The sequence below is a fragment of the Methanimicrococcus stummii genome, from assembly GCF_032594435.1.
In the GTDB taxonomy this organism is placed as follows: domain Archaea; phylum Halobacteriota; class Methanosarcinia; order Methanosarcinales; family Methanosarcinaceae; genus Methanimicrococcus; species Methanimicrococcus stummii.
In genome coordinates this window covers 1,192,046-1,217,434 of sequence record NZ_CP131062.1, presented here as the reverse complement: position 1 = coordinate 1,217,434, position 25,389 = coordinate 1,192,046, and the positions used below count along the sequence as shown (strand labels likewise).

Genomic DNA, 25,389 nt, shown 5'->3' with positions numbered 1-25,389 from the left:
ACGTTTTCCGTTATGTTTTTTCGTTTTTTTCTATCCCCATTTTTCAAATGGTGGCTTTGAAAGTTTTTGAAATACACATTTATAATGTTCGGCAAATAAATGACACAAAGAAATTTAAACTTTTTCCGTTTTTTTAATCTTTTTTCTGTTTATTTGTCATTCTTTTATTATTACAAATCTGCTGTTATCTTGACGGTTAATTAATTTATAAAGATTACTCTCAAATATTATTGGGATTTTTTATTTTATCTATTTAAATACAATTTCATTGAAATCAAAAGGTATATTTAGCGTTGTTGTTTTTCTTTACGCATATTTAAATAACTGTTCATTTCGACGAATTGAGGATTATTTATGGAAAATCAAATGCAGGAAAAAGCGTCTGCCGCAAAGGCCGCATCCGTTTTGCTGGCAAACGTTTCAACCGAGGCGAAAGACAAAGCGTTAGAAGCGATGGCGCAAGCGCTTGAAAAGAACAAACAGCTTATTTTCGATGCCAATCAAAAAGACTTGGATGCCGCAAAAGCGATGACTGAGGCCGGCGACATGTCAACCGCGCTTTATGACCGCCTGAAATTAAGCGACGCGAAATTCAAAGACATGGTTTCCGGCATCCGCGATGTCGCAAAGCTTGAAGACCCCGTCGGAAAAACGCTTTCAACGCTTGTTTTGGACGACGGTTTAACGCTTTATCAAGTCAGCTGCCCGATCGGTGTCATCGGTGTGATTTTCGAAGCGCGCCCCGATGTCGTTCCCCAGGTCATGTCGCTTTGTTTAAAAAGCGGCAACGCAACCATCTTTAAAGGCGGCAGCGAAGCGAAAAATTCCAACCGCGCGCTTTTTGATGTTCTCACCGAAGCGATGGCAACAGTTCCCGAAATCCCTGTCGGCGCGTTTCAGCTGGCCGAAAGCCGCGAAGATGTCGCTGAAATGCTGAAACTGGATCAATATATCGACCTTCTCATACCGAGAGGTTCAAACGAATTCGTCAAATACATTCAGGACAACACGCGAATTTCCGTTCTCGGCCACACGAGCGGCATCTGCCACGCGTACGTGTCCGAGTCGGCCGACTTGAACACCGCGTACACCGTCTGTCTGGACTCCAAAATCCAATATCCGGCCGCCTGCAATGCGATTGAAACGCTTCTTGTCAACGACAAAATCGCCGAAAAATTCCTGCCCGAAATGTCCCGCATTTACCAAGAAAACGGCGTCGAACTTCGTTTTGACGACGCTTCCTATAAAATCGTGGAAAATGCAGGGCTTTCCGATTTGAAGAAAGCGACAGTTGAAGACTGGGACGCCGAATACAATGATTTGATTCTTTCCGTTAAAATCGTTGACTCCGTCGGCGAAGCGATTGCGCATATCAACAAACACGGCTCTCACCATACCGATATTATCCTTTCAACCGATCAAAAAGAAATCGATCAATTTGTCGGTCTTACAGATTCTTCAAGCGTTATGATTAACGCTTCCTCTCGATTCGCCGACGGTTTCCGCTACGGCAAAGGTGCGGAAGTCGGCATCAGCACCAACAAAATTCACTCGCGTGGGCCTGTCGGAATGGAAGGTTTGATGATTTACAAATACATCCTCGTCGGCAACGGTCATATCGTTAAAGATTACGCCGGCGACGGCGCGAAGTCTTACAAACATGAAAAGACGCAGGAAAAATATTGCCGATTGCAGTAACGCAGAAAGAAATGCGGCAGCAAAATACGGCAGCAAAGAATTGATGCAAAAGGAAATTGTTATGAATAAAACAAAAGATCGGAAAACGCTGTTTAAAGATGTCTCCCGTGTTGTTATTAAAATCGGGACGACTTCGGTGATGGCGGAAGACTCCTCCGTCAACACGGCTTTTTTGGAAAGCGTTGCCGCGCAGATTGCGGCGCTTTTAAAGGAAGAGAAAGAAGTGATTATTGTCACGTCGGGAGCAATCGCTGTCGGCTTACATCTTCTCGGCATTCCGACAAAGCCGCGCGAATTTCCGATTCGTCAGGCGGCATCCGCGGTCGGTCAGGGTGAATTGATGCGCTACTGGAGCGAAGCTTTTCACAAATACGGTTTGACTTCCGCTCAGATTTTGCTTTCTTATGATTTTTATTCCGACCGCGTCAAATATCTGAATCTCAGGAACAGCATCGGAACGCTTCTTGAATACGGCGTCGTTCCGATTGTCAATGAAAATGACAGCACTTGCACGAATGAAATCGACGCGGTTTTCGGTGACAATGATCGCCTCTCGGCGATGGTTGCCAGCAAAATCGAAGCGGATCTGCTGATTTTGCTTTCTGACATTGACGGGCTTTACGATAAAAACCCGAAACTTCATGACGATGCCGAATTGATTCCGTTCGTTGAAAAAATCACGCCCGAAATTGAAAAATACGGCGGCGACCCGACGAGTACAAAAGGCGTCGGCGGCATGCGAACAAAAATCATCGCGGCGAAAATTGCCGAAAAATCCGGCTGCCATATGATTATCGCGAACAGTCAGGTCGAAAACGTGATTCAAAAAGCGGTTTCGGGCGAAGAAATCGGCACTTTGTTTTACGCCGGAAGCGGCAATGTTTCCAATAAGAGCCGCTGGGTTTTATTGTCCAAATCTTCCGGAACGATCACGGTGGACCGCGGTGCGATGGACGCTTTGATGAAAACAAGCGGCCTGCTGCCGAAAGGAATTGTCGCGGTAACCGGTGATTTTGAGCGCGGCGACGTTGTTGATATTGAATGCGGCGGCGCGGTTTTCGCGAAAGGAATTACGGATTACAATGCGGATGACCTTCAGCAAATCAAAGGGCTTCGCACCGATGAAATCGAAAACGTTCTCGGGCATAAAAATTACGACAACGTGATTCGAAAAGAAAATCTGGCGCTGTCGGATTGATTCTCATTTCATTATTTTGTTTTTATTTTTCATTTTAATTATTTTTTAAATTAATTCAAAGGATTTAGATTTAAATGACATTAAAAGAGCAGAAAATCGGTTTCTTAGGCGCCGGAAAAATGGCGTCCGCAATCATTAAAGGACTTTTGAAATACGGCATCTCTCCGGAAAACATCGCGGCCGGCGAACGCTGGACACCTGCAGCGGAAGCCGCGCGCAAAGATTTCGGCATTTTCGTAACGGACGACAACGCGGATGTTGTCAGACGCTCCGACATTTTAATTATCGCGGTCAAGCCCAAAGACATCGCGGAAGCTTTGTCAACTGCCGGCGACACGGAACACAAACTTTTCATTTCAATTGCGGCCGGTGTGACAATTAACAGTTTGGAAAAATTGGTCGGCAGCAATGCGCGCGTCATTCGTGTGATGCCCAACATTTGCGCGACCGTTCTTCAAAGCGCGACCGGAATCAGCCGCGGCACAAACGCGACCGCAGATGACGCCGCAATTGCGATGGAAATTTTTTCCGCAATCGGTGTCGCTTTAGAAATTAACGAAAATCTGCTTGACGCGGTCACCGGTCTTTCCGGAAGCGGTCCCGCATTCATTTTCCAAATCATTGAAGCGATGGCGGACGGTGGGGTTTATTCCGGCCTTGACCGCGCAACCGCGCAAATGCTCGCCGCGCAGACCGTTCTCGGCGCCGCGACGATGGTCGTTGAAAGCGGCATGCATCCGGGCGCACTCAAAGACATGGTTTGCTCTCCCGGCGGAACGACGATTGAAGGCGTTGCCGTTTTGGAGCAGCGCGCCGTTCGCGCCGCGTTCACGGATGCCGTGATTGCCGCAACCGACAAATCGGAACAGCTCGGAAAGAAAAAGTAAAACGCTTTCGCGGCGGCATCGCGCGCGAGCCGCTGAATTTTTAAAATTTAATCAAAAATGTGTAATGTTGTTTATTTTATAAAAGAAAAAGAGAAAAATAAGATTTAATCTTATTTTTTCTTCACAAACGCGATATCTCCCAAAGTTGCGCCGCCTGTGCTGCGGTTTTGGAATGTTTCGCTTGAATCGAATGATTCGGTCAATTTGATATTCAGCTCTTTTTCAAGCTTTTTCATGACGGATTCTTCCGGGTGAATTTCCTTGCGCTCGATTTTTTTAATCAAAGAAGCCTTTTCTTTAATTTTCAGCGCCAAATCTTCCTGGCTGAGACCTTTTGCCTCACGCGCTTTTTTAATCACCGCGTCATAATCTTCAACAAGCTCGTTTTCAAGACCTGCAAAATAATTCTTTTGTCTCGGCTTTGTTGACACGCCTTGGGGCGCGTAACGGATCGGCGCAGGCGTTCCGTAAGCTTTGCCCGTTTGAGTGACAGGTCTTTTCTCAATCACTGTTCCAAGCTTCGTGCAGTCAGAACAAGCCTTAAATTCCGCGCCTTCAACTTTTACGGCGGTCGTCGGGAATTTCGTTTTTTTGCCGCAAATTTCACATTCATAAGATTCCATCGGATCTTCCATCCTTGTTTTTAATTTATTTTCAATTTAATTATCGTCTATGAAATTATTCGTGAAGCAATAGAATTGTGCGATTCAATTCATTTTAAATTTTTGGTATAATTCAAAGATGAATGAACAATCGGTTAATTCATCATTCATTCTTTTTATTATTCCGATTTTTTATAATTCCGATAAGTTCTAATACAATTGTAATTTCAGAAAAGTATATATTTTCACTTAGCGAATTAAAATATACAGCAGTCATCTGGAAAAACAGAACAGCTCATCAAATAAAACGGCGAAGCTTTGCGCTTTGCTGATGTCGGCAGTCAAATGCACGGCGATTTACAGAGGAGTACAAAAAATGGAAAAAATGGTCAAACCGAAGGATAAGCCGGTTTATTCAACCAAGCGCGTATCCGATATGGCTGACATCAAAATGTCCGAGTCAGATCTTGATTCGGAAATCGAACGTCTTTCAGCTGAATTAAAGAAGGCGGAGACGCTCTTGAAGAGGACGAAAACAATTTCGGCGCAAAGGCTCGAAGAAATTAAATCTTTAAAAGAGTCTGCCGTTTCTGAAAAAAAGAGACTTTTAGAGGATGTTGAAAAAAGCAGAGCCGTTTATGACGCGCTTCAATCCGATTACAACAAATTGATTGAAGAAAAAGCGGAAATCCAAGCCGCGCTTGACAAATCCGGAACGGAACTTGCCGCCGCGAAAGACAGTTTAAACAACACGCGCAGCGAGCTTGTCAAGAGCCACAAAGATTTGCATATCACACGCGAAGAGGTCATCCTCTCGCAAGGTATCATTCAGCAGCTTGAATCTCAAAAAAAGTCTGTCGAATATGATAAAATTCATTTCGAGCGCGAAACAAAACGCCTCCGCGTTGAACTGGACCGCATGAAAACGACGCCGCTTTTGATGGGCAGCGTTGTGAAAATGATTGACCACGATCACGTTGTCATCCGCAGCTCGGCAGGGCCGCAGCTCGTCGTGAGCGCGCCGACAGACATGACCGAAGCGCAGCTTGCGCCCGGAACGAATGTCGCGCTCAATCAGCAAACTTTCTCCATCGCGGAAGTCTTGCCGATGCTGGAAGAGCCCGAGGTGTCCGCGCTTGAGCTGATTGAATCAACGGAAATCACTTACGATCAAATCGGCGGTCTCGGAGACCAGCTTCGTGAAATCCGCGAGGTTGTCGAGCTGCCGCTCATCAAACCCGAAATTTTTGAACGCATCGGCATTGAACCGCCGAAAGGCGCGCTTTTGTACGGTCCGCCCGGCACCGGCAAAACAATGATTGCCAAAGCGGTCGCCAACAAAACGAACGCGACTTTCATTCGCGTCGTCGGTTCCGAACTGGTTCAGAAATACATCGGCGACGGCTCAAAAATGGTTCACGAACTTTTCGAAATGGCTCAAAAGAAAGCGCCGTCGATCATTTTCATCGACGAAGTGGACTCTATTGCCTCTCGCAGAACGGATGATACCACGAGCGCCGACCGCGAAATTCACAGAACGCTCATGCAGCTTTTGGCGGAAATGGACGGTTTTAACCGCCGCTCTAATGTAAAAATCATTGCCGCGACAAACCGTTTGGACATTTTGGATCCGGCGATTTTGCGTCCCGGCCGTTTTGACAGAATGGTTTTTGTGCCGCTTCCCGATGCGGAAGGCCGTGAAACGATCTTTAAGATTCATTCCGCGAAAATGACGATTTCAGGCGACGTCGACTTCAAGGAGCTTGCTAAGATGACGGAAGGCACAAGCGGTGCCGACATCAAAGCCGTCGTCACGGAAGCCGGTATGTTTGCCGTCCGCGGCGAAAAAATGTCGATTGATAAATTGGATTTCATTGACGCGATTCACAAAGTGATGGAATCCAAGAAAAAGGAAGAATTGCCCGTTCCGGAAAATATGTTCTATTAATTTTTCCGAAAAAGGCTTCTCCTTTTCTTTTTTTATTTTTATAGCTCTAAGTTTGTTTTTCATTTCTTTCCTTTTTTAAAATCGGTGCGATTCGCGCGCGCAAACGGCGGCATGCTCGTTGCGGCGGCGTGTTCAAAGTAAATCGTTTTATTTTCAAATTTCAGAGGATAAATTTATATTGAAACCGTTCGTTTTTCTTTTGTCATGACAGACAACGAGGCTTTTGAAAATTTAAAGAAAAGACTTGCCGAAAAAATGGCGGGCGAAATAACGCTCTCCGAAAAACCCGGCGAATGTCTCAAAAAATGGCGATTGAATTTTGAAGTTTCTCAAACGGACATTTCGAATTCTTTACAGGTTTCGCCCTCGGTTATCAGCGATTATGAATCCGGCAGGCGTAAATCTCCGGGAACGCTCATGGTCAGCAAAATCGTCGAATCGCTGCTCGCAATCGATACGGAACGCGGCGGCCAAAAGATTCACGCTTATGAAACAATGCTGACGGCTGACAGTTCCAAGGAATCCATTTATTCCACTTACGAATATTCCATTCCGATCCAGTTCCAAAAATTGGTTTCTCTTTTGGATGCGCAAGTCCTTTACCGCGGCATGGAACGTCCGCTTTACGGTTTTTCCGTTGTCGACAGTAAGCGCTCCATTTTGGAAATGACGTCTTACGAATTCCAGCGCCTTTACGGCTGGAGCACCGACCGCGCGATGGTTTTTACAAAAGTTTCCACCGGTAAATCTCCACTTGTCGCAATCCGCGTGACAAACTTAAAGCCCGGCGCAATTGTTTTACACGGACTTTCCAAAGATGAAGTCGATCCGATGGCGATTAAAATGGCGGAAGTCGACAGAATCCCGCTTTTGTGTACGACGAAAGATTTGGACGAAGCGATTGCCGAGTTGAAAAAATACGGTCAGTATTCAATTAAAGGCATTTAATCTGCCTTTTGTTTTCATTTTCTTTTAATTCATTTCTTTTTATCATTTTTCTTTTTACATTTTTCTTTTTTTGTTTTCGCTTCTTTTGTTTTTGTTATTTGGTGTGTATCGAATCGACTGCTGCTTGTTGCTGTCGATTGGGCTGCGTTTACATTTGCGTTTGTGTTTGTGTTTGCGTTCGCATCAGCTCTTTTTTATGACAGCCGAACGCTACCGCGAACGTGGCACTGCTACCTCCAGGTTTGCGTTGCTGCTGTCCTCAGGTTTGCATTTCCGCCGCTGTCACAGGTCGCTGCCGCCTGTCCCTGCCGGCCGCGCAGGCAGCGCCGCCACGCGCGGCTCGCCCGGTTTTTCAAAAAGTTTTTCCAAAACCCAATCCCGGGTTTTGATAATTTCTGCGGCAATCGCATCTCGTTTTTTCAAACAAATTGTCAATGAATCTCGTTTTTTAAAATTAATTTATTTCTTTTTTCTTGTTTTTTGCTTTGAAATGAATCTGTAATGATTTTACCGTTATTTGTTTTACTTATCAAATAGCCGTATTTTTTGATGCATTTTCTTCCTTTTTCACGTCGATTAACGAAATCGCCTACGTTATGTTTATATATCACGATTTCATCTTTTGCAGTAAGTGCTTCGGAGTATGTTGCTTTGATTTTTCAAAGGGCATCCGAAGTCTAAAGAGGTAATGCTCTAAACAGACAGAAATGGTTTAAAAACACAAAAACGGTAAATGAGGAAAAAACGAAAACATTTGACTAAACAGCCGCCGACTCGACTTCGAACCCTTGTCGGAATCGGCGGCTTTTGGTCTGTTTCAAAGCCATAACATAAACAATTAATAAATCCGTAAAATCGGCTCTTTTCCATTTTCCGATTTCGCCACAGAGGAATATTAATTCGTTCTCGGTTGGCATTCTATTTTCGGCTTTTGGCAGCGCTTGATTTTATTCTATTAATTTCTGTTTATGCGCACAGAACAGTTCAAAAAGAGCTGAAACAACCACAACCAAATATGAATGACTGCGCCTTAATTGATTATTTTGCAGTCATCTTTGACATAAAAGGTGAATAAATTGACAGTTGGAATTGTTTCCTACGGCGCTTACATTCCCCGCTACAGAATTAAAACCGAAGAAATTGCTAAGGTTTGGGGCGGAGATGCCGAAATTTTAAAGAACGGTTTAAAAGTCTATGAGAAATCCGTTCCTGATGTTGACGAAGATGCGGCAACCATTGCCGTGTCCGCAGCAAGAAACGCCGTCAACCGTGTCGGTCTTGACACACAAAGAATCGGAGCGGTCTACACCGGTTCCGAAAGCCACCCGTACGCGGTGAAACCCACCAGTACAATTGTTGCAGAAGCAGTCGGCGCAACACCCGACATGACAGCAGCAGACTTCGAATTTGCATGTAAAGCAGGTTCCGCAGCCGTTCAGGTCTGCATGGGTCTTGCCGGCTCCGGCATGGTCGACCTCGGCCTCGCAATCGGCGCTGACGTCTCCCAAGGCGCTCCGAACGACGCACTCGAATACACGGCAGCAGCCGGCGGCGCAGCGTTCATCATCGGCAGCAAAGAGTCCGAACTCATCGCGATTATCGAAGACACATACTCTTTTACAACCGACACGCCCGACTTCTGGAGACGCGAACACCAGCACTATCCGAAACACGGCGGCCGTTTCACAGGCGACCCCGGTTACTTCAGACACGTGACAAGCGGCGCAAAAGGTCTTCTTAAAAAGATGGGCACAAAACCCGAAGACTACGACTACGCAGTTTTCCACCAGCCCAACGGCAAATTCCCCGAAAGAGCCGCGCAGATTCTCGGCTTCACAAAGGAACAAATCAAACCCGGACTTGTCGTCCCGAGACTCGGAAACACTTACTCCGGCTCCTGTTTGATGGGTATCGCCGCAACGCTTGACATCGCAAAGCCCGGAGACAGAATCTTCGCAACCGCTTACGGTTCAGGTGCCGGCTCCGATGCGTTCAGCATCCGCGTCACCGACAAAATCGAAGAATTCCGCGGCACAGTCCCGACAGTCGAAGAATTGCTCGCTGATCCGATTTACTTGGACTACGGTAAATACGCGCACCACAAAGGTAAGATCAATTTCGGATGAGGTGAAAAAATGAGAGAAGTAGCAATTGTCGGTGCAAAGACAACCGAATTCGGAGAACTCTGGGAACAATCCTTAAGAGACATTGTCGTTGAAGCCGGTGTCGGCGCCATTGAAGACGCAGGCATCAGCGGCGAAGACATTGATATGATGTACGTCGGCAACATGAGCGGCGGAAAATTCATTGAGCAGGAACACTTGGGCGCATTGATTGCGGATTATTCCGGTCTTGCAAAAGGCTTGAATGTCGCATCTACGCGTGTTGAAGCGGCCTGCGCTTCCGGCGGTCTCGCCCTTCGTCAGGCGATTCAGGCAGTCGCATCCGGCTACAGCAATGTGGCAATCGCGGCCGGTGCCGAGAAGATGACGGACATTGACGGCTCAGGCGTGACAGACGCGCTCGCAGCCGCAGCAGACCGTGAGTGGGAAGGCATTCAGGGCGCCACATTCCCGGGCATTTACGCAATGATTGCGAGAATGCACATGGAAAAATACGGCACGACCAGCGAACAATTGGCCGCAGTCGCCGTGAAAAACCACGCAAACGGCATCAACAATCCGATTGCTCAGTTCAAGAGCAAACTCACGATTGAACAGGTTTTGAAATCGATTATGGTTTCCGATCCGCTTCACATTTTGGACTGCTCACCGGTCTCTGACGGCGCTGCCGCAGTGATTGTTGTGCCGGCTGACGAAGCGCACAAATACACGGACACCCCGATTTACATCAAAGCCAGCGCTCAGGCAAGCGACACCATCGCGCTTCACGACAGACGCGACATCACAACGCTTGATGCTTCTGTCGCGGCAGGCAAACGCGCTTATGAAATGGCAGGCCTCGCGCCCAAAGACATCGACTTTGTCGAAGTCCACGACTGTTTCACAATCGCCGAAATCTGCGCGATTGAAGACCTCGGATTCTTTGAGAAAGGACAGGGCGGCCCGGCTTCTCTTGCCGGCGAAACCGCGCTCAATGCAAAGATCTCTGTTAACCCCTCCGGCGGTTTGAAATCAACCGGTCACCCTGTCGGTGCCACCGGTGTCAAGCAAGCTGTTGAAGCTGTCCACCAGCTCCGCGGCGAGGCCGGCAAACGCCAGGTTGACGGTGCAAAGTACGGTATGACACACAATGTCGGCGGTTCAGGCGCAACAGCTGTGGTTCATATTTTCTCAAACGAGAGGTGATTTACATGACAGTACCAAGATTCTGGAGAGAGCAGCAGAGCAGATACAACCTTGTCGGCTCCCACTGCAAAACATGCGGCAACTATTATTATCCGATCAGAAACCTCTGCCCGGAGTGCCGCCGTGACGGCGATATGGAACAGTACAAATTCAAAGGAACCGGTAAAATCGTGACCTACACAATCACGCACACCACATCCGACGAATTCGCCGACTTGGTTCCGTATGCGCTTGCCATTGTCGAACTCGATGAAGGCGCCAAGCTCACAACGCAAATCGTTGACGAGCCTGAAAAAGTCGCAACCGGAAAACGTGTTCACAGCGTTTTCAGAAAACTCGGAAGCGACGGCGATGACGGTATCATTTACTACGGTACCAAATTCGAACTCGACAAAGAATAATTCTGTCAAGAATGATTCAATAAAATGGGTCAAACTATTTTTTCCGAAAACTTTCAATTGAATTAAAAAACGAAAGCCCCGATTTATCGGGGCTTTTTTTTGGTTTACCTTTGTTTTGAACTCATTTGTTTTTTCATCTTTCAAAAACGTTTTTTAAATTCTTATCTTCAACTGATTTTGAACCTTCAGAAACAATTATATATTTTTATAGTCTATTTAATATTATTATGTGCAGTATAATATTTATTTGCACATCGCATTCATAATATTTTATGAACAAAAGGAGTCTTCTCTATGAAAAAACAATTCTTCTTAATCGGGCTGTGCCTTGTTTTAGGCGCGGTTTTGGTTGCCGGCTGTCTCGGCGGCGACGACGCGGGGGATTCAAACGCAACCGTTCCGGCCGAGCCGATTGCGCCGCCCGCGGACGCGGCGAGGTATCGCGGCAATGTGACAGGCATTTCAGTGACGAACAATGAAACCATTATGACTTTAGAAAAAGTCAAAGGAACGGGCGGCGACGCAAGCATGAATTTCGTCTTCGGCGACAATTCAAAAGCAAACTTCAATTTGACGGATTTGAAAATCGGTCAATACATCGAAGTTTATTACGGCATTCCTGCCGGTGATGTCAAACCCGATCCGGCAACCGTGATTGTCGCGAATGTTCTTCAAAATGCGGACATGGTTGTTTACAGCGGTGAAATCGTTAATGTGACGCCTGCGGTTGATGTCAACAACTCAACCTACGTCGGAAAACTTGAAGTCAAGCTCGAAAACAACACGACAATGATTTTCAATTGCGGCAATAGCACTCAATTTTACATGAATATGTCTGATGTGACGGCCGGAACAAAGGTCAGCATTTACGCGAACTGGATTATCCAGACAAGCATGCCGCCGCAGACAACGGCTTACGAAGTCAGCAAATACGTTGATTAAACTCAATGCAATCGAAAGGAAATCTTTTGATTTCCTTTTTTCTTTTTAATTTTTCAGCTGTTCGGGTTTCGCGGCGGTCTTCGCGCGCGAACTGCACCCGTTTGAAGAAATTGCTTAAAAATTCGATTTCAATCTGTTATAAAATTTTTGAATTTATCGACAATTTCTTATTTTTTCGACAATTTTTCTTTTTTGAGTCTGTCAAATTTCTCATGATTTATCATTATCTTTTTTTGAAAATAATTGATCTTTTGAAGTTGTTTTGTCATTTCAACAAAACAATTTGGTCGTCTGTCGTTGAAATTATTCTGTTCTGTTTCGAAATCTGTCATTTCCAAATGTTAAGTGTTAACCCCTTTTTCCGATTTCGTCAGTAAACGAAACCCATATATACGGGTGGGAGGTTTATCGACTAATAACGAACAAAGAATCGTTGTGGTTGATGATTCTTGTTTAATTTGTGTTTATGTTGTTTGATGAATAACGGATTTCATATTGATTTCCGAATCAAAATTGGGTTGGCAAAAAACTATGCTCATGACAGTTGAACCGATTGGAAGTATCAGAAAATCGGCGAATAAAACAGAAATTCTCATTTATTCCGAATTTGAACAAGTTGTTTCAAACATGGTTCAGAAATTCGGCGATAACCCCGAGAAAGGGCAAAAACTTCTTGTTGTCCATAAAAGCAAAGACGGCATCAATCAATTAAAAGTCACGGAAGCGACATTGATTGAACGCAACGGCAATTTACTCACTGTTTCTAAAATGGATGCCTCCGAAGGTCCGGTGGTCGACATCTCAACGCAGCCTTCAAGCTGAAAACTCTTTTTCTAAAAATCAATTATTAATGAAAACTTTCTCTTCTTCAAACATTTCTTCAAGATTTTCAATTCCGTTGATTCTGAATTTTATCAATTCAAACGGATTCAAATCTCATTTTCCGAATCTTTTTCAAAAATATCTTCGAATCCTTCTTCGAAATTTCTTCCCAAATTTTCTTCAAAATCCTCTTTCAAATCTTCTTCACCGTTGACGTTTTTTCTCAATTTCAGGACGTGATTGTACAAGCTTTCAATATCTTTGATTTCGCGTTTTGAATAAAAAAGTAATTTTTCGCGTTGCGACGTGTCAACCGCAACATCCAGATTTTTCAATTGAATTTCCAATCGGGAAGCCAAAATGGCGCCTTTTCGATCCCAATCGGTTAAAATGATCGCGGTTTTTTTCATTTCGGCGATTTTTTCACAAAATTCGGCGACGGGTTGATTCGCGCAAGGAAAAATTTCGGCCGTGATTCCCAAATTTCGAAGAGATGCGACGTCCCGCCGCCCTTCGACGATGATTATGAAAGAGCCGGCCGAAATTTCATCAATCTTTTCGATTTCAGTTGAACCGTCGCCGCCTTTCAATTCTTCTAAAACCGTTTCAATGGCTTCTAAAGCGATAATATCTCGGTTTTTGGTTGTTTGGGATTGCATAAAATCACTTTAAAAATATCGAAAACCCGAAAAAATTGTTCAGATTTTTTCTCCCAATCTCTTTTTAATTTCCGACAAAACCGCGCCTTCAATCTTCACCGTTTTTTTCGAACTCGTCATTCCGTTTTCAATCGAAACCAAACTGTTTGAAACATTAAACAGCTTCGCGATTTCTTCAATAATCTGCTCGTTCGCTTTTCCTTTTTGCGGCGCCTGCGTTATTTTAATTTCAATACGCTTACGCCACTCGTTATAACCGCTCGGAACCAAAATGACTTTTGATCCGGGTGTCACTTCCAAATCAATAAAAACGGCGCCGTTTTTTTCCCGAAGCGCTTCTTCAAAAGACATAATCCGGCTCTTTATTCAATTTAAAATTTCAGCAGTGCTTCTTTTCCGGTCATGCCGATTCTGACACCTTTCTATTCCGCTCTTTTCGTGACGGCGATAATTTCTGCTGTCAGCATATCATCAAAAGTTTGAACGCCTCTGACTTTTGCGGCGCAGGCGGACAGGCTGTCGGCTGCGGCAATATCCAAAAAACCGCACGCCAAAAAAGATTTGTCGGCCGAGCGGATAAGCAGAAACGGCGCAGCATCTAACGAAATCGAATACGCGTCAAACTCTTTGCCGTCGATGCTTAATTTTTCCGATTTCATTTTTCGCCTCCGTCCGGTCTGCGTTTTCAGCCGCGTGTTGTCACTTCGCAGCCGTCTTCCGTGACGATGAGCGTGTGTTCCGCCTGCGAAACCAAACCGTTTGCAACTTCCGTCAAAACAGGGTAGCTGGTGATGATGCCGTCTTTTTCCAGCTGATTCAATGCCATGTCCAATTTGTCGCCGACAAGCCAGCGCTTTGCGAAAGGAAGGCCGTTGTATGTGCTGATCTGATCCAAAACTTTTCGGACAAACGGAATCCTTGTCGGTTTCAGTTTTATTTGGGAATAAATTTCTTTGAGGTGACCGTTGTCGATAAAACCTTCGCCGTCGGTTGCAAACGGTTCAATCGCGATTGTGTCGCCGACGCGCAGTTCTGCGCCGAAACCCGAATGCCTGACATTCGGAACGGACGGCTCGGCGTGTGCCGTGTACTGCGCAAGTCCGTGTCCCATCAGGTTTCGAATCGGATTAAAACCGAGACCGGTAATCGTGTCCTCGACCGCCCCGCCGATTTGCTGTGTTGTCGCGCCGGCTTTGACCGTGTCAATCGCCGCTTTGAGCGCTTCTTCGCTGGCTTTGACGAGATCGCCGTGCTTTCCCGACAAATCAATCGTCATCGCGCCGTCGGCAATGTAGCCGTCAATATGGACGCCGACATCAATTTTCACGACATCTTCGCCGAAAACGCGCGTGTCGTTTAAAAGCGGCGTGTCATGCGCCGCGTCTGCATTGAAAGAAATGTTGACCGGAAACGCCGAGCCGTCGGCCAGTTCAAGAATACGCTCGTCAATGAAGCGCGCGTATTCGTAAACATTCATTCCGATTTTGATTTTGTCGCGCGCTTCTTTCATAATCTGCTGATGAACGACACCGGCCGCGCGATATTTGTCGAGAACCTCTTCCGTGTTGATTGGATTAATTTCCGGTTTCATAATTTAAATTCCTGAATTTGAAAAAATAAAAGTAAAATAATTAAAAATAAATTGAAATTTTAAAGATAATTCTAAAAGTCATTTTCTTTTATAAATTATATCTCAAAAATTTTCGGCAATGTATTCAGGTTTCGACAGCCGTCCTCCGTAATTACAATTGTATCTTCAATCCGAATGCCGCCGATTTCGGGATAATAAAGCCCCGGCTCAATCGTAATCACGTTTCCCGGCTCCAAAACGTGCGGATTGTCGGAAACCGAAGGCGATTCATGAATGTCAAGTCCGACACCGTGTCCCGTCGTGTGAATGAATCCGACTTTGGATCCGCCGCGATAAGTGTGATACCCGGCATCTTCCAAATAATCACAAACCGCATTGTGAACCGCAGCGCACGTAACGCCCGGCTTTGCCGTGTTGACGCCGACTTCCTGCGCACCTTTCACCGCATCGTACATGCGCCCCAACTCTTCAGAAACTTCACCGCGAATAACGGTTCGTGTCATGTCGCCGAAGTAGCGGCTGTATTTGTGCTGCGGAAAAATATCAATAACAATCGGATGATTCGCGTAAAGCGCGCCGTATGTTTTCGCGTGCGGATCCGCGCTGTCCGGGCCGCAGGCGACAATCGTTTCGTCATCGGCACAATCATTTTCCATTAAAACGCGCGCGATTCTTGTGAGAATCATTTTTCCGGTCAGCACCTGCCCGTCATAAACAAGCTTTCCGCTTCCGGTATCGTCGGTCGATGACAATCGAATCATTTCAATTGCCGCGCTCATTGCTTTTTCGGCGGCTTTTTGGGATTTTTCGATTTTTTCGATTTCATCGGCGGTTTTGATTGAACGTGGTTTTTCAAACGGCGACTTCATTAAAACGACGCTGACGCCTTCTTCTTGAAGCGCGTTGTAATAATACGCCGGAAAATCATATGAAACCGCGACTCTTTTCGTGTTTTTTTCCGCCAGCAATTGCTTTAACACCAGCGTGTACGCGAGGTTCGCATCTTTCTTTTCCTTTGCAAGTTCGCGGTAATTATAATCGGATGTCGTTTTTATTTTTTCATTCCCAACGCGGGATTCGATTTCGGCGCGGCCTTTTTCCATGTCGGAAATCAGCAGTGTTTCATCGCCGTTTTCAAAAAGAACATACGAAAACGCATCGGACGCTAAAAAGCGCGTCGCGTAGTAAATGTCGCTGTCATGAAGGGCGCCGTGCATCAAATAAGCGTCGGCACCGATGTTTTTTAACGCTTCCGAGATGTTTGTCGGGTTCGTTTTCTTTTGTTTTTGCTCCGTCATTTCAAATTCCGAAATGTCTTCTAATAATTCCATATTTTTATAATAGTCTCTTGTCGCTTAAATATGTATTTAAGTCGGCGCAAAATCTGAAAAGAGATTCAATAAATGAATCTCGGAAGAATGAAATTCAAAAGAAAGTGAAACCTGAAAAATGAACGATAAAAGTTCAAAATAAAAATCAAAAAAATTGAAAAGACCAAAAAAACTGAAAAAAATCAAAGAAAAAGAAAAAATGATTTTTGAAAAATCATTCAAAAATCTCGGGAACAAGTTTTCTTGCAACCGTTTCATATGCTTTTGTCAAATCGCCTTTGTCGAATCTGAAAATGTCTTTATCGAATGATTCTTTGGTGACTTTGTCCCAAATGCGGCAGGTGTCGCATGAAATCTCGTCGGCGAGAACGATTTCGCCGTTCACGCGACCGAATTCAAGTTTGAAATCCGGTAAAAGGTAGCCGTTCTTGTCGAAATACGGAACCAAAATGCTGTTGATTTTAAGTGCCGTTTCTTTGAGGTACGCCATTTCTTCGTAAGTTGCGACACCGAGCGCGGCCGCGATGTCTTCGTTAATCATCGGGTCTTGGTATTCGTCACTTTTGTAGTCAAAGACGACAATCGGCTTTTCAAAAACTTTTCCGGCCGGCATCGGATATTTTTTTGTAATAGAGCCGGCCGCGATGTTTCTGACAATGACTTCTAATTTGACGATGTCAACGATATCGACAATCATGTCAACGTCTGACGCCATTCCTTTGTAATGGGTTTTGATGCCGTTTTCTTCAAGCATCTCAAAGATTTTTCTGGAAATCTGAGCGTTGTAATAGCCTTTCTTCGGCGCTTCGCTTTTCTTGTCGCCGTTAAAAGCAGTCAAACTGTCGCGGAATTCGGAAATGTATTTGCCGGAATCGTTTGTTGTGTAAATTGTCTTGGCTTTGCCGGAATAAATCGGCTCGAGTTTTTGAATGTCGGACATGTTAAACACCAATTTAATTCAATTAAATAAAATCGTAATCAAATCATAAAATAATTTTCTGATTTATTGTATAAATTAAAAATCTTGTTTAAAAGATGAATGTATTTAAAGCGTTTGGAAATGAAATTTCCGGCGAGTCGATTGAAATAAATTCCGTTTAAAAAATGCAAAATTTTATTATTATTGACGCTATAACTTATCCTTTCAAATTACCTATTTAAAACAAATACCCCCAAAGGAAAAAATGATACAATGGCCTCCTCTGAAACTTTAGATGTTATTGAATTGCTTTTAACCGCCGAAATCTACAATGATTACAAAAACGAGTTAATCGTCAATAATATTCCGCCGAAAATCCGCCGCACGCTTTGGAATGCAAAAACCCGCGACGTGCCGACGCCGATTAAACCCAGCAAATCCATGATTAAAAAAATGTTTGACATTGACAACGTGGAAGACGCGCTCAAAGTGAACGGAAAGCCGTTTGCATATGTCGCGCTTGATGAATATTCCGGAAGCGCTCACATCACGGAAGGCAGTTTGGATTCCGCTGCCGAATGGTTTAAAAAACAAGATGGCGCGCGTGACAGAATCTTTGAAAATTCCGTTTTGGCTTATTATTATGACAATGTCGCCGATGAAAACGATGTCGGTGTCAGCTACAATGATGTCGCGTCCAAAACGCCGCCGAAAGAAGCGTCAAGAGAGTGGATTGAATCCATCATGGATGAGCTTTCGGAAGGCAAGGACAATGGCCGCAAGTGGCTGGACCTCGCGTACATCAAAGCGCCTGAAGAAATCCGCGAATCTATGGACGAATTGATTTTAACGGAACGCCAGAAAAATGAACTTCAGAAGATTGAACTGACGATTAAAAACAAAGACCATTTCAAAAATATCGGTCTTTACGATATCGGAAAAGTTCTTTTCGTCGGTCCCCCGGGAACCGGCAAAACTTCGTTCGCGCGTGCGCTTTCGAAAAATCTGTCCATCCCGATTATTGAAGTTCGCTTGTCAATGATTACCGATCAGTATCTCGGCGAGACATCGAAAAACATCGACCGCGTTTTCGATTTGGCCAAGAAATTTGATCCTTGTATCATGTTTATTGACGAGTTCGACTTTATCGCGACATCAAGAACTGCCAACAACGAACACTCCGCGATTAAACAGGCGGTGAATACGCTTTTAAAAGCAATCGACAACACAAGCCTTGTCGAAGACGGCGTTTTATTGATTGCCGCGACCAATCACACCAAAAAACTCGACGGTGCGGTTTGGCGCCGGTTTGACGAAATCGTTGATTTCGAACGCCCGACGATGGATATGAGAAAAGATATCTTGGATACGATTCTCCGGAAAATCGAAGGCGATATCAACACGGAAGCCATCGCCAAAACGACGGAAGATTACACCGGATCCGATTTGAGAATGGTTGTCCGCGAAGCCGTTTTGTCCGCTCTTCTCGATAATCGTTACAATTTGGTTCAGGAAGACTTGGAAAAAGCCGTCAAATCTTTTGACAGAAGATCGGGATTGAAAATGACGGCGTTTATTGATGAATAATCAATAAACACAATTTCCTTTTCTTTTTTTATTTTTTTGTAAAAGGTACGCCTTTTTTGAATCATCGTTTAAGTCGTTCCTTCCTTTTTTCATTATTTTTTGAAAATCTGTGCGGCTCGCGCGCGGCGGCGGCTGCTGCTGTCGGCTGCGCGCTGCCGACTGTAAATCGAAAGCTGAGGGTGGCGGCGGCAAACACAAACCTGACTCCAATCGGAAACAAACACCTGTTGGCAGCCGTGCCCCGCTCGCGAAGCGAGCGGATACCCTGAGAAAGAGCAGATGCAAGCAGAAATGCAAACCGAAAATGCAGATGGCAGCAACAGATTGAATATTCAAAAAAATCAAAATATCAAGTTAAAACAAAAAATGTAAAAACCGAAAACAAAAGTCTCAAATAGAATTGAAGAAACATATTGAAAACAATGTCAATGAAAATTACGCTTTTGGGAACGGGCGATGCGCCGGGAACGCCTGAAATCGGCTGCTCCTGCGCTGCGTGCGCGGATGCGAAGAACGGAACGAAAAGCAACCGAACCCGTTTTTCGATTTTGGTTCAAACCGAGCAGGGAAACGTTCTGGTCGACACGAGTCCCGACATGCGTATTCAGCTTCTGAGGGCAAACATCGGTCACATTGACGGCGTGATTTGGACGCACGGACATTACGATCACTACGGCGGTTTTCCGGAATTTTATCGCATTCAGCGCGAGGTTCATGTTTACGGCTATCCGGAAACGGTGGATTACATTTCCGAAATGGTTCATTTCCTTGAGCCGGTGAAACATTACGCGAACTTTTACGAACCGTTTTCTTTGATCGGTCTTGAATTTTCATTGTTTGAAGTCGTTCATCCGCCGGAAACACATCCCGCCGGCGTTATGATTTCGGACGGAAAAAACAAAGTTGTCATCAGCGGCGATTCGGAAAAAGACATTTCAGAGAAGAGCTTGGAATACATTCAAAATCCGGATTTGTTCATCGTCGACGCGATTGTTCCCGCGCATATGGAAGTCAACAAACACATGAATTCGAAGCAGGCGCTTGAGATTGCGGAAAAGATCCGCGCGAAACGAACAGTTTTAACGCATTTGGGTCATTTTTATAAGCCGCATGACATTGAAGTGAAAGAAAATAAACTGCCGCTTGGGTATGACGGAATGGAATTTGAGTTTGAGTGATTTGGTGTAAAAATGAAAGCAGTAGAAGTTAAGATTGAAAAGTTTTTAGATAATCCGAATACACAATTCATAATTCCTGTATATCAACGAAATTATGATTGGACGAAAGAACAATGTAAACAGCTTTTAGATGATGTCTTAGAAGTTGGAAGTTCTGAAGAAATGTCTTCACACTTTATCGGAAGTATCGTTTTCATTCATGATGATGTGTACACATCTTCAGGCATAAGGGAATTGACAATCATAGACGGTCAACAGCGTTTGACGACGTTGACACTCATTTACTTAGAGATATATAAGCTGATGAAAGAGCTGAAAAACGAAAATCTTGAAAATCGCATTTATGAAATGTACCTCATAAACAAGTTCGCGCCAGAAGATAAAAAATTAAAATTAAAGCCGACTGAAAACAATGAAAAAGTTTTGAAATATTTGTTGAGAGACTGTGAGGATGAAGAATATTCCGAATTTTCAAAAATGATTGATAATTTTAACTATTTGCGTGGCAGAATCACAGAAGAGAATTATCAAACAGTTTTGAAAGGATTAAGCAAACTAGTGTTTGTTGAAGTTTCCCTTGATCGAGAAAAAGATGATCCGCAAAGGATTTTTGAAAGTTTAAATTCAACCGGCTTAGAATTGACTCAAGCCGATTTAATTCGAAATTATATTTTGATGAGAATGAATCGGCAAGAACAGACTAAGATATATCAAGATTATTGGGAAATAATTGAAAAACAAGCTCGAGATGAATCTTCCAATATGAGTCTTGTTTCAGATTTTATTAGGGACTATCTGACACTTGAAAACAAAAAAATCCCGAACAAAGGAAAAGTCTATTCGGAATTTAAGGCGAGATATCCGGAAAACACGCTTGAGGATTTAGAAATTGTATTAAAACAAATGAAATCGTTAGCCAAGCATTATAATAAATTGGTAAACCCCAAAAACGAATCAGACAAAGATGTTCGAAAACAATTGGAATATATCAACAAACTTGAAATTAATGTCGCTTATCCTTTTTTAATGAAAGTTTATGATGACTATTCAAAAGGGGTCATTGACAAAACAATTTTCATAAATGTTTTGGAACTTATTCAATCATTTACATGGAGACGTTTTATTCTCAGTTTGCCGACAAATGCTTTGAACAAAATTTTTATGAATTTGTATGAAAAAGTCGATGAAAATGATTATTTGTATTCAATTCAAAAATCATTACTCCAAAGAAAGGGTGTTCAGAGATTCCCAAGAGATATTGAAGTGATTGATGCTTTAAAAATAAAAGATGTTTACAATATCAAATCTAAAAACAGAACATACTTGTTAGAAAGGCTTGAAAATTTTGAAAATAAAGAACCTGTCATGATTGAAGGAAATTCTGACATTACGATTGAACACATATTCCCACAAAATCCGGATTCGAAGTGGAAAACAGACCTGGGCTTCGAAGAATATAATGAGATTAAAGAGAATTATTTAAACACAATTGGGAATTTGACTCTTTCCGGCAACAATGGAAAACTTGGAAACAAATCATTTATTGAAAAAAGAGATTTACCCGGAGCAGGTTATTCAGACAGCAGATTTTGGTTAAATAAATATATCGCAAACCTTGACAAATGGAACATGATTGAAATTGAAAAAAGGTTCAAATTAATTTCAGAACGGTTTTTAAGAATCTGGAAAATTCCATCCATCGATTTAAATGAAAATGCTGAAAACGATGAGATCAATATATTTGATGCCGAAGAACCGCAAGGCAAAAAACTTGAATATGCGATCTTTTTTGATCAGCGAATCGAAATTAATCAAATCTCAAAATTATATGTTGAAATTCTGAAACAATTGTTTGACCTTCAACCGGAAACATTTTTTACAACCGATCTTGCTGAAAAAATATGCTTGGTTAAAACATCAAAAGAAGGAAGTTTAAAACAACCCGTAGCAATTAATGAAACATATTCAATTGAAGGTACTTTTGGAAGCAATAAAAAATTTGATAGAATTAAATATGCATTGACAGTCTTTAATCTTGAAGAGGAATTAATGATAAAATATTCAGGAACATCGTGAATTACTCTCATTTGAAACGGAATATATTTAAATAAAGAAAAGTATTTGAGCAACCTTTACGATGAGTTTTGCAAAAAGTATAAATCAAAACGAACCCTTCAATCGTAAACTTTCGGTTTGATTTATAAGAAATCAGACGCGTAAGGCGCGTCACACGTTTCATTCATTAAATCATCATTTCACAATCATCATTCATTTATGATTCAAATAAAAACGGCAAGAGAAAGATTAACATAAATTAAATTAAAATCATTAAAACTAACAAAATCAAGAGAGGATAACATGGGAAATATTAGACACTCCAACATCAAAACCATTTCATTTAAACTTTTAAACAACTACGGCGACGTTTTCACCGAAGACTTTGACCAGAACAAAGCGCTTGTGACCAAATACACAACCATTGAAAGTAAAACCATCCGCAACAAAGTTGCCGGATACGTCACAAGAAAAGTCAGACGCGCACCCAAATACTAATTTGGGTTCTTTTCTTTTTTCACTTTTTCTTTTTCATTTGTTTTTCAAAAACAGCTTTTGCTGTCGATAATTTAATGTTCGTATTCTTTTAAAAGTCGTTTAAAAATAATGAATACTTTCACCCCCCAAGCCAAAGTCCTTTTAATCGTTTGAAACTTTAAAAAAGACAATAAATTAATCATCAATCAAAAAGAGTTTTGAAAAAATGGCAGCGTCAACAACAGAAATGCATACGGTTCTTGAGAAAAATTTCGGATATACAGCGTTTCGTCCGAATCAGGAAGAAGTTATCAGCGCGCTGCTTGACAATCGCGACGTTTTTGTTTTAATGCCGACAGGCGGCGGCAAATCTTTATGTTATCAAATTCCCGCGCTGATGAAAAACGGAATGGCGGTTGTTGTTTCTCCTTTGATTTCGCTCATGAAAGATCAGGTGGACAGTTTGGTTTCAAACGGCATTTCCGCCGCTTTTTTAAACAGCACGCTTTCGGAATCGGAAAGTGCCGATGTGAAGCGCCGGATTCTTGACGGCGATTTAAAAATTCTTTATGTCGCGCCTGAGCGTTTGATGATGTCTTCTATGATTTCGCTTTTGAAAAAGGCAAACGTCAGCCTTTTCGCAATTGATGAAGCGCACTGCGTTTCCGAATGGGGACACGATTTCCGCCCGGAATATCGAAAATTATCGGAACTCCGCGACAAGTTCCCGAACGTCTGCATCGCGGCGCTGACCGCAACCGCAACCGAACGCGTTCGAAAAGATATTGTTCACGTTCTTCGCCTGCGCGATCCCGTTATTAAAGTTTCCAGTTTCAACCGCCCGAATTTGTCGTATCAGATCGTTGAAAAGAAAGATGTGATGGACCAGTTGGAAGGTTATATTCGAAAAAACCGCAACAAGTCCGGCATCATTTATTGCCAAAGCCGCGACGCTGTCGAACGGCTGGCCGCGCGCCTGAACAAACTCGGCTTTTCGGCGCTGCCGTATCACGCCGGCCTTTCCGATGACAAACGCGCGCGTCATCAGGAAAAATTTATCCGTGACGATGTTGATATTATTGTCGCGACCGTCGCTTTCGGTATGGGGATTGACAAACCCGACGTCCGTTTCGTGATTCACTACGATTTGCCGAAGAATTTGGAAAGCTATTACCAGGAAACCGGTCGCGGCGGCAGAGACGGGTTGGAATGTGAATGTATTTTATTTTTCAGCCGCGGCGACTGGCACAAAATCCGTTTTTTGATTGAGAAAAAGCCGAGCAAAAAAGAGCGCGATCTCGCGTTTCAACAATTGTCTCAAATCATCGGCTACTGCGAAAGCACAGACTGCCGCCGCAATGTTCTTTTGCGTTATTTCGGCGAAGACATCAAGGAGCCGTGCAACAATTGCGATTCCTGTTTCCATCCGCGAACGAAAGTGGACAACACGGAAGAGGCGCGTCTGCTTCTGGAATGCGTGAATCAGACGGGGCAGCGTTTCGGCATGACGCATGTCGTTGACGTTTTGTACGGCGCGCGGACACAGAAAGTCAAAGACATGCGCCATGACAGATTGAATGTTCACGGCTCCGGCAAACATATTTCTAAAAACGAATGGAAGAGAATCGGCAACGAATTGGTTCAGTCGGGATATTTGAGTGTCGGCGGCGACCGTTTTCCGATTGTTAAATTAAACCCGAACAGCCGAAAAATCATGTCGGGCGAACTCAGGGTTGAGCTGACCGAAGCGCCGATTTCAAGAATTTCAAAAGGAAGAACCGTTCTTCCGAACTCTGTTTCGGCGGAGGCTGATTCAAATGCGGGCGCTTATGTCGATGAAGCCGAGGATATTTTCGGCGGCGAAGATTTTGAATCGGAATATGAAACGGCTGAAAGCAATGATTATGCCGAAAACGCCGGCGGTTCCATTGTTTACGGCGGGCGAAAATCGGTTTTATCGGACGGTATTGGCGATTATATCAAACCCAAACCCCAAGCCGCGGTTCAAAAAACATTTGAAGCCGAAGAAAAACCCGTGTTGAAGAAAACAAAATCCGCCGCCGCGCTTCCGAAAAGTATTGAAAAAGGAAAGTTTGATTCGATTTTGTTCAACCGTTTGAGAGATTTAAGAAAGCGGATTGCAACGGACAAAAACTTGCCGCCCTATATTATTTTCGCAGACACCAGCCTGCGCCAGATGGCAACCGATTTCCCGACCGACGATTCGTCTTTTTTGAAAATCGCGGGCGTTGCCGAATATAAGCTTCAAAAATACGGCGGCTTATTCATTAACGAAATCAGCGATTACATCGGAGAAGTCGAATCTCCGGTTTCAATCAAGCCGGCAGAACCGACAGAGCCGCCCGAATCCAAAGTCGAACCGAAACAAATCGAAGAAACGACGATCGAAGCTGAATCGGAAGACGGTTTTTCTGAAACCGATTTGAAACAGACGCAAGGTTTGTTTTCCCAAGGACTTTCCGTCAGCGAAATTTCTGAAATTCGCGGCATTTCGGTTTTAAAAATTATTGAACATTTGGAAGCGCTGATTGCTGCCGAAAAAATTGATAATTTGGATATTCTGATCGCGGACCAAAAACAAAAAGAAATCGCGGACACGATCGGGAAACTGCAAATCGAATTTACGGAAAAATTGATGAATTCGGAAATTATTGAAAAAACCGATTTGAAATTATCCGAAGAAGAAGTGCGTTTGATGAAAGCGGTGATGATTGCGGAAATGAAACGAAAACGCAATTAATTTTTATTTTTTTGAAAAAACGGTCGCCGTCTCTTTGAAATTTTATTCAAACGGGTGCAGTTCGCGCGCGGCGGCGC

The 25,389-nt window shown here is 43.6% G+C and carries 25 protein-coding genes; 17 read left to right on the top strand and 8 right to left on the bottom strand.

The window, feature by feature from the left end; translation table 11 throughout:
* Window positions 1-354 precede the first annotated feature (354 nt).
* The 3 genes from MmiEs2_RS05965 (at window position 355) to proC (ending at window position 3,783) form a co-directional block, all read left to right on the top strand.
* On the top strand, window positions 355-1,698 hold the full coding sequence (locus tag MmiEs2_RS05965; RefSeq protein ID WP_316558962.1) for a glutamate-5-semialdehyde dehydrogenase: 1,344 nt from the start codon (window positions 355-357) through the stop codon (window positions 1,696-1,698).
* A gap of 61 nt (window positions 1,699-1,759) precedes the next feature.
* A complete protein-coding gene (proB, locus tag MmiEs2_RS05960; protein ID WP_316560237.1) occupies window positions 1,760-2,896 on the top strand; it encodes a glutamate 5-kinase in 1,137 nt (378 codons plus the stop codon).
* A gap of 74 nt (window positions 2,897-2,970) precedes the next feature.
* On the top strand, window positions 2,971-3,783 hold the full coding sequence (gene proC / locus MmiEs2_RS05955) for a pyrroline-5-carboxylate reductase (protein ID WP_316558961.1): 813 nt from the start codon (window positions 2,971-2,973) through the stop codon (window positions 3,781-3,783).
* 110 nt (window positions 3,784-3,893) lie between these two features.
* Here the strand turns inward: proC and MmiEs2_RS05950 are convergent, their stop codons facing one another.
* Complete coding sequence (locus tag MmiEs2_RS05950) at window positions 3,894-4,406, bottom strand: multiprotein bridging factor aMBF1 (RefSeq protein WP_316558960.1); 513 nt, start codon at window positions 4,404-4,406, stop codon at window positions 3,894-3,896.
* 310 nt (window positions 4,407-4,716) lie between these two features.
* Here MmiEs2_RS05950 and MmiEs2_RS05945 point away from each other — a divergent pair, with 310 nt between their 5' ends.
* Together MmiEs2_RS05945 and MmiEs2_RS05940 are read left to right on the top strand one after the other, a co-directional pair.
* Window positions 4,717-6,333 carry a proteasome-activating nucleotidase gene (locus tag MmiEs2_RS05945; RefSeq protein ID WP_316560236.1) on the top strand — a complete coding sequence of 539 codons (1,617 nt, stop codon included), beginning with the start codon at window positions 4,717-4,719 and terminating at the stop codon, window positions 6,331-6,333.
* 204 nt (window positions 6,334-6,537) lie between these two features.
* Window positions 6,538-7,281: a helix-turn-helix domain-containing protein gene (locus MmiEs2_RS05940; RefSeq protein ID WP_316558669.1), complete on the top strand. Its 744-nt coding sequence runs from the start codon at window positions 6,538-6,540 to the stop codon at window positions 7,279-7,281.
* A gap of 282 nt (window positions 7,282-7,563) precedes the next feature.
* Here the strand turns inward: MmiEs2_RS05940 and MmiEs2_RS05935 are convergent, their stop codons facing one another.
* Entirely contained in the window at window positions 7,564-7,716 is a 153-nt protein-coding gene (locus tag MmiEs2_RS05935) for a hypothetical protein (protein WP_316558959.1), read from the bottom strand.
* A 496-nt stretch (window positions 7,717-8,212) separates the two neighbouring features.
* Here MmiEs2_RS05935 and MmiEs2_RS05930 point away from each other — a divergent pair, with 496 nt between their 5' ends.
* The 6 genes from MmiEs2_RS05930 to MmiEs2_RS05905 all read left to right on the top strand — a co-directional run bounded on the left by MmiEs2_RS05930 (window position 8,213) and on the right by MmiEs2_RS05905 (window position 12,754).
* Entirely contained in the window at window positions 8,213-8,356 is a 144-nt protein-coding gene (locus MmiEs2_RS05930; RefSeq protein ID WP_316558958.1) for a hypothetical protein, read from the top strand.
* A gap of 1 nt (window position 8,357) precedes the next feature.
* Window positions 8,358-9,407 (top strand): hydroxymethylglutaryl-CoA synthase, encoded by a 1,050-nt coding sequence (locus MmiEs2_RS05925; protein ID WP_316558957.1) that lies wholly within the window; start codon window positions 8,358-8,360, stop codon window positions 9,405-9,407.
* Window positions 9,408-9,416: 9 nt separating this feature from the next.
* Window positions 9,417-10,589, top strand: coding sequence for an acetyl-CoA acetyltransferase (locus MmiEs2_RS05920; RefSeq protein WP_316558956.1), 1,173 nt, complete (start codon window positions 9,417-9,419; stop codon window positions 10,587-10,589).
* A gap of 5 nt (window positions 10,590-10,594) precedes the next feature.
* A complete protein-coding gene (locus MmiEs2_RS05915) occupies window positions 10,595-10,990 on the top strand; it encodes a Zn-ribbon domain-containing OB-fold protein (RefSeq protein WP_316558955.1) in 396 nt (131 codons plus the stop codon).
* Between the two features lie 294 nt (window positions 10,991-11,284).
* Complete coding sequence (locus MmiEs2_RS05910) at window positions 11,285-11,932, top strand: hypothetical protein (RefSeq protein ID WP_316558954.1); 648 nt, start codon at window positions 11,285-11,287, stop codon at window positions 11,930-11,932.
* Between the two features lie 531 nt (window positions 11,933-12,463).
* Complete coding sequence (locus MmiEs2_RS05905) at window positions 12,464-12,754, top strand: hypothetical protein (protein WP_316558953.1); 291 nt, start codon at window positions 12,464-12,466, stop codon at window positions 12,752-12,754.
* A gap of 107 nt (window positions 12,755-12,861) precedes the next feature.
* Here the strand turns inward: MmiEs2_RS05905 and MmiEs2_RS05900 are convergent, their stop codons facing one another.
* From MmiEs2_RS05900 to purC, 6 genes are all read right to left on the bottom strand, one after another.
* On the bottom strand, window positions 12,862-13,413 hold the full coding sequence (locus MmiEs2_RS05900; RefSeq protein ID WP_316558952.1) for a toprim domain-containing protein: 552 nt from the start codon (window positions 13,411-13,413) through the stop codon (window positions 12,862-12,864).
* Window positions 13,414-13,452: 39 nt separating this feature from the next.
* Window positions 13,453-13,764 (bottom strand): DUF167 domain-containing protein, encoded by a 312-nt coding sequence (locus MmiEs2_RS05895; RefSeq protein WP_316558951.1) that lies wholly within the window; start codon window positions 13,762-13,764, stop codon window positions 13,453-13,455.
* 71 nt (window positions 13,765-13,835) lie between these two features.
* Complete coding sequence (locus MmiEs2_RS05890) at window positions 13,836-14,072, bottom strand: DUF1805 domain-containing protein (protein WP_316558950.1); 237 nt, start codon at window positions 14,070-14,072, stop codon at window positions 13,836-13,838.
* A 26-nt stretch (window positions 14,073-14,098) separates the two neighbouring features.
* Entirely contained in the window at window positions 14,099-15,004 is a 906-nt protein-coding gene (map, locus tag MmiEs2_RS05885) for a type II methionyl aminopeptidase (RefSeq protein ID WP_316558949.1), read from the bottom strand.
* 95 nt (window positions 15,005-15,099) lie between these two features.
* Entirely contained in the window at window positions 15,100-16,302 is a 1,203-nt protein-coding gene (locus tag MmiEs2_RS05880) for a M24 family metallopeptidase (protein ID WP_316558948.1), read from the bottom strand.
* Window positions 16,303-16,549: 247 nt separating this feature from the next.
* Window positions 16,550-17,275: a phosphoribosylaminoimidazolesuccinocarboxamide synthase gene (gene purC, locus MmiEs2_RS05875; RefSeq protein ID WP_316558947.1), complete on the bottom strand. Its 726-nt coding sequence runs from the start codon at window positions 17,273-17,275 to the stop codon at window positions 16,550-16,552.
* Between the two features lie 252 nt (window positions 17,276-17,527).
* On the opposite strand from purC, the gene MmiEs2_RS05870 reads away from it, so the two are divergent.
* The 6 genes from MmiEs2_RS05870 to recQ all read left to right on the top strand — a co-directional run bounded on the left by MmiEs2_RS05870 (window position 17,528) and on the right by recQ (window position 25,312).
* Entirely contained in the window at window positions 17,528-18,841 is a 1,314-nt protein-coding gene (locus tag MmiEs2_RS05870; RefSeq protein WP_316558946.1) for an AAA family ATPase, read from the top strand.
* A gap of 56 nt (window positions 18,842-18,897) precedes the next feature.
* A complete protein-coding gene (locus MmiEs2_RS05865; protein WP_316558945.1) occupies window positions 18,898-19,110 on the top strand; it encodes a hypothetical protein in 213 nt (70 codons plus the stop codon).
* A 159-nt stretch (window positions 19,111-19,269) separates the two neighbouring features.
* A complete protein-coding gene (locus MmiEs2_RS05860; RefSeq protein ID WP_316560235.1) occupies window positions 19,270-20,019 on the top strand; it encodes an MBL fold metallo-hydrolase in 750 nt (249 codons plus the stop codon).
* Window positions 20,020-20,031: 12 nt separating this feature from the next.
* Entirely contained in the window at window positions 20,032-22,095 is a 2,064-nt protein-coding gene (locus MmiEs2_RS05855) for a DUF262 domain-containing protein (protein ID WP_316558944.1), read from the top strand.
* 282 nt (window positions 22,096-22,377) lie between these two features.
* Window positions 22,378-22,572 carry a 30S ribosomal protein S17e gene (locus MmiEs2_RS05850; RefSeq protein WP_133517497.1) on the top strand — a complete coding sequence of 65 codons (195 nt, stop codon included), beginning with the start codon at window positions 22,378-22,380 and terminating at the stop codon, window positions 22,570-22,572.
* Between the two features lie 205 nt (window positions 22,573-22,777).
* On the top strand, window positions 22,778-25,312 hold the full coding sequence (gene recQ / locus MmiEs2_RS05845) for a DNA helicase RecQ (protein ID WP_316558943.1): 2,535 nt from the start codon (window positions 22,778-22,780) through the stop codon (window positions 25,310-25,312).
* Window positions 25,313-25,389 lie beyond the last annotated feature (77 nt).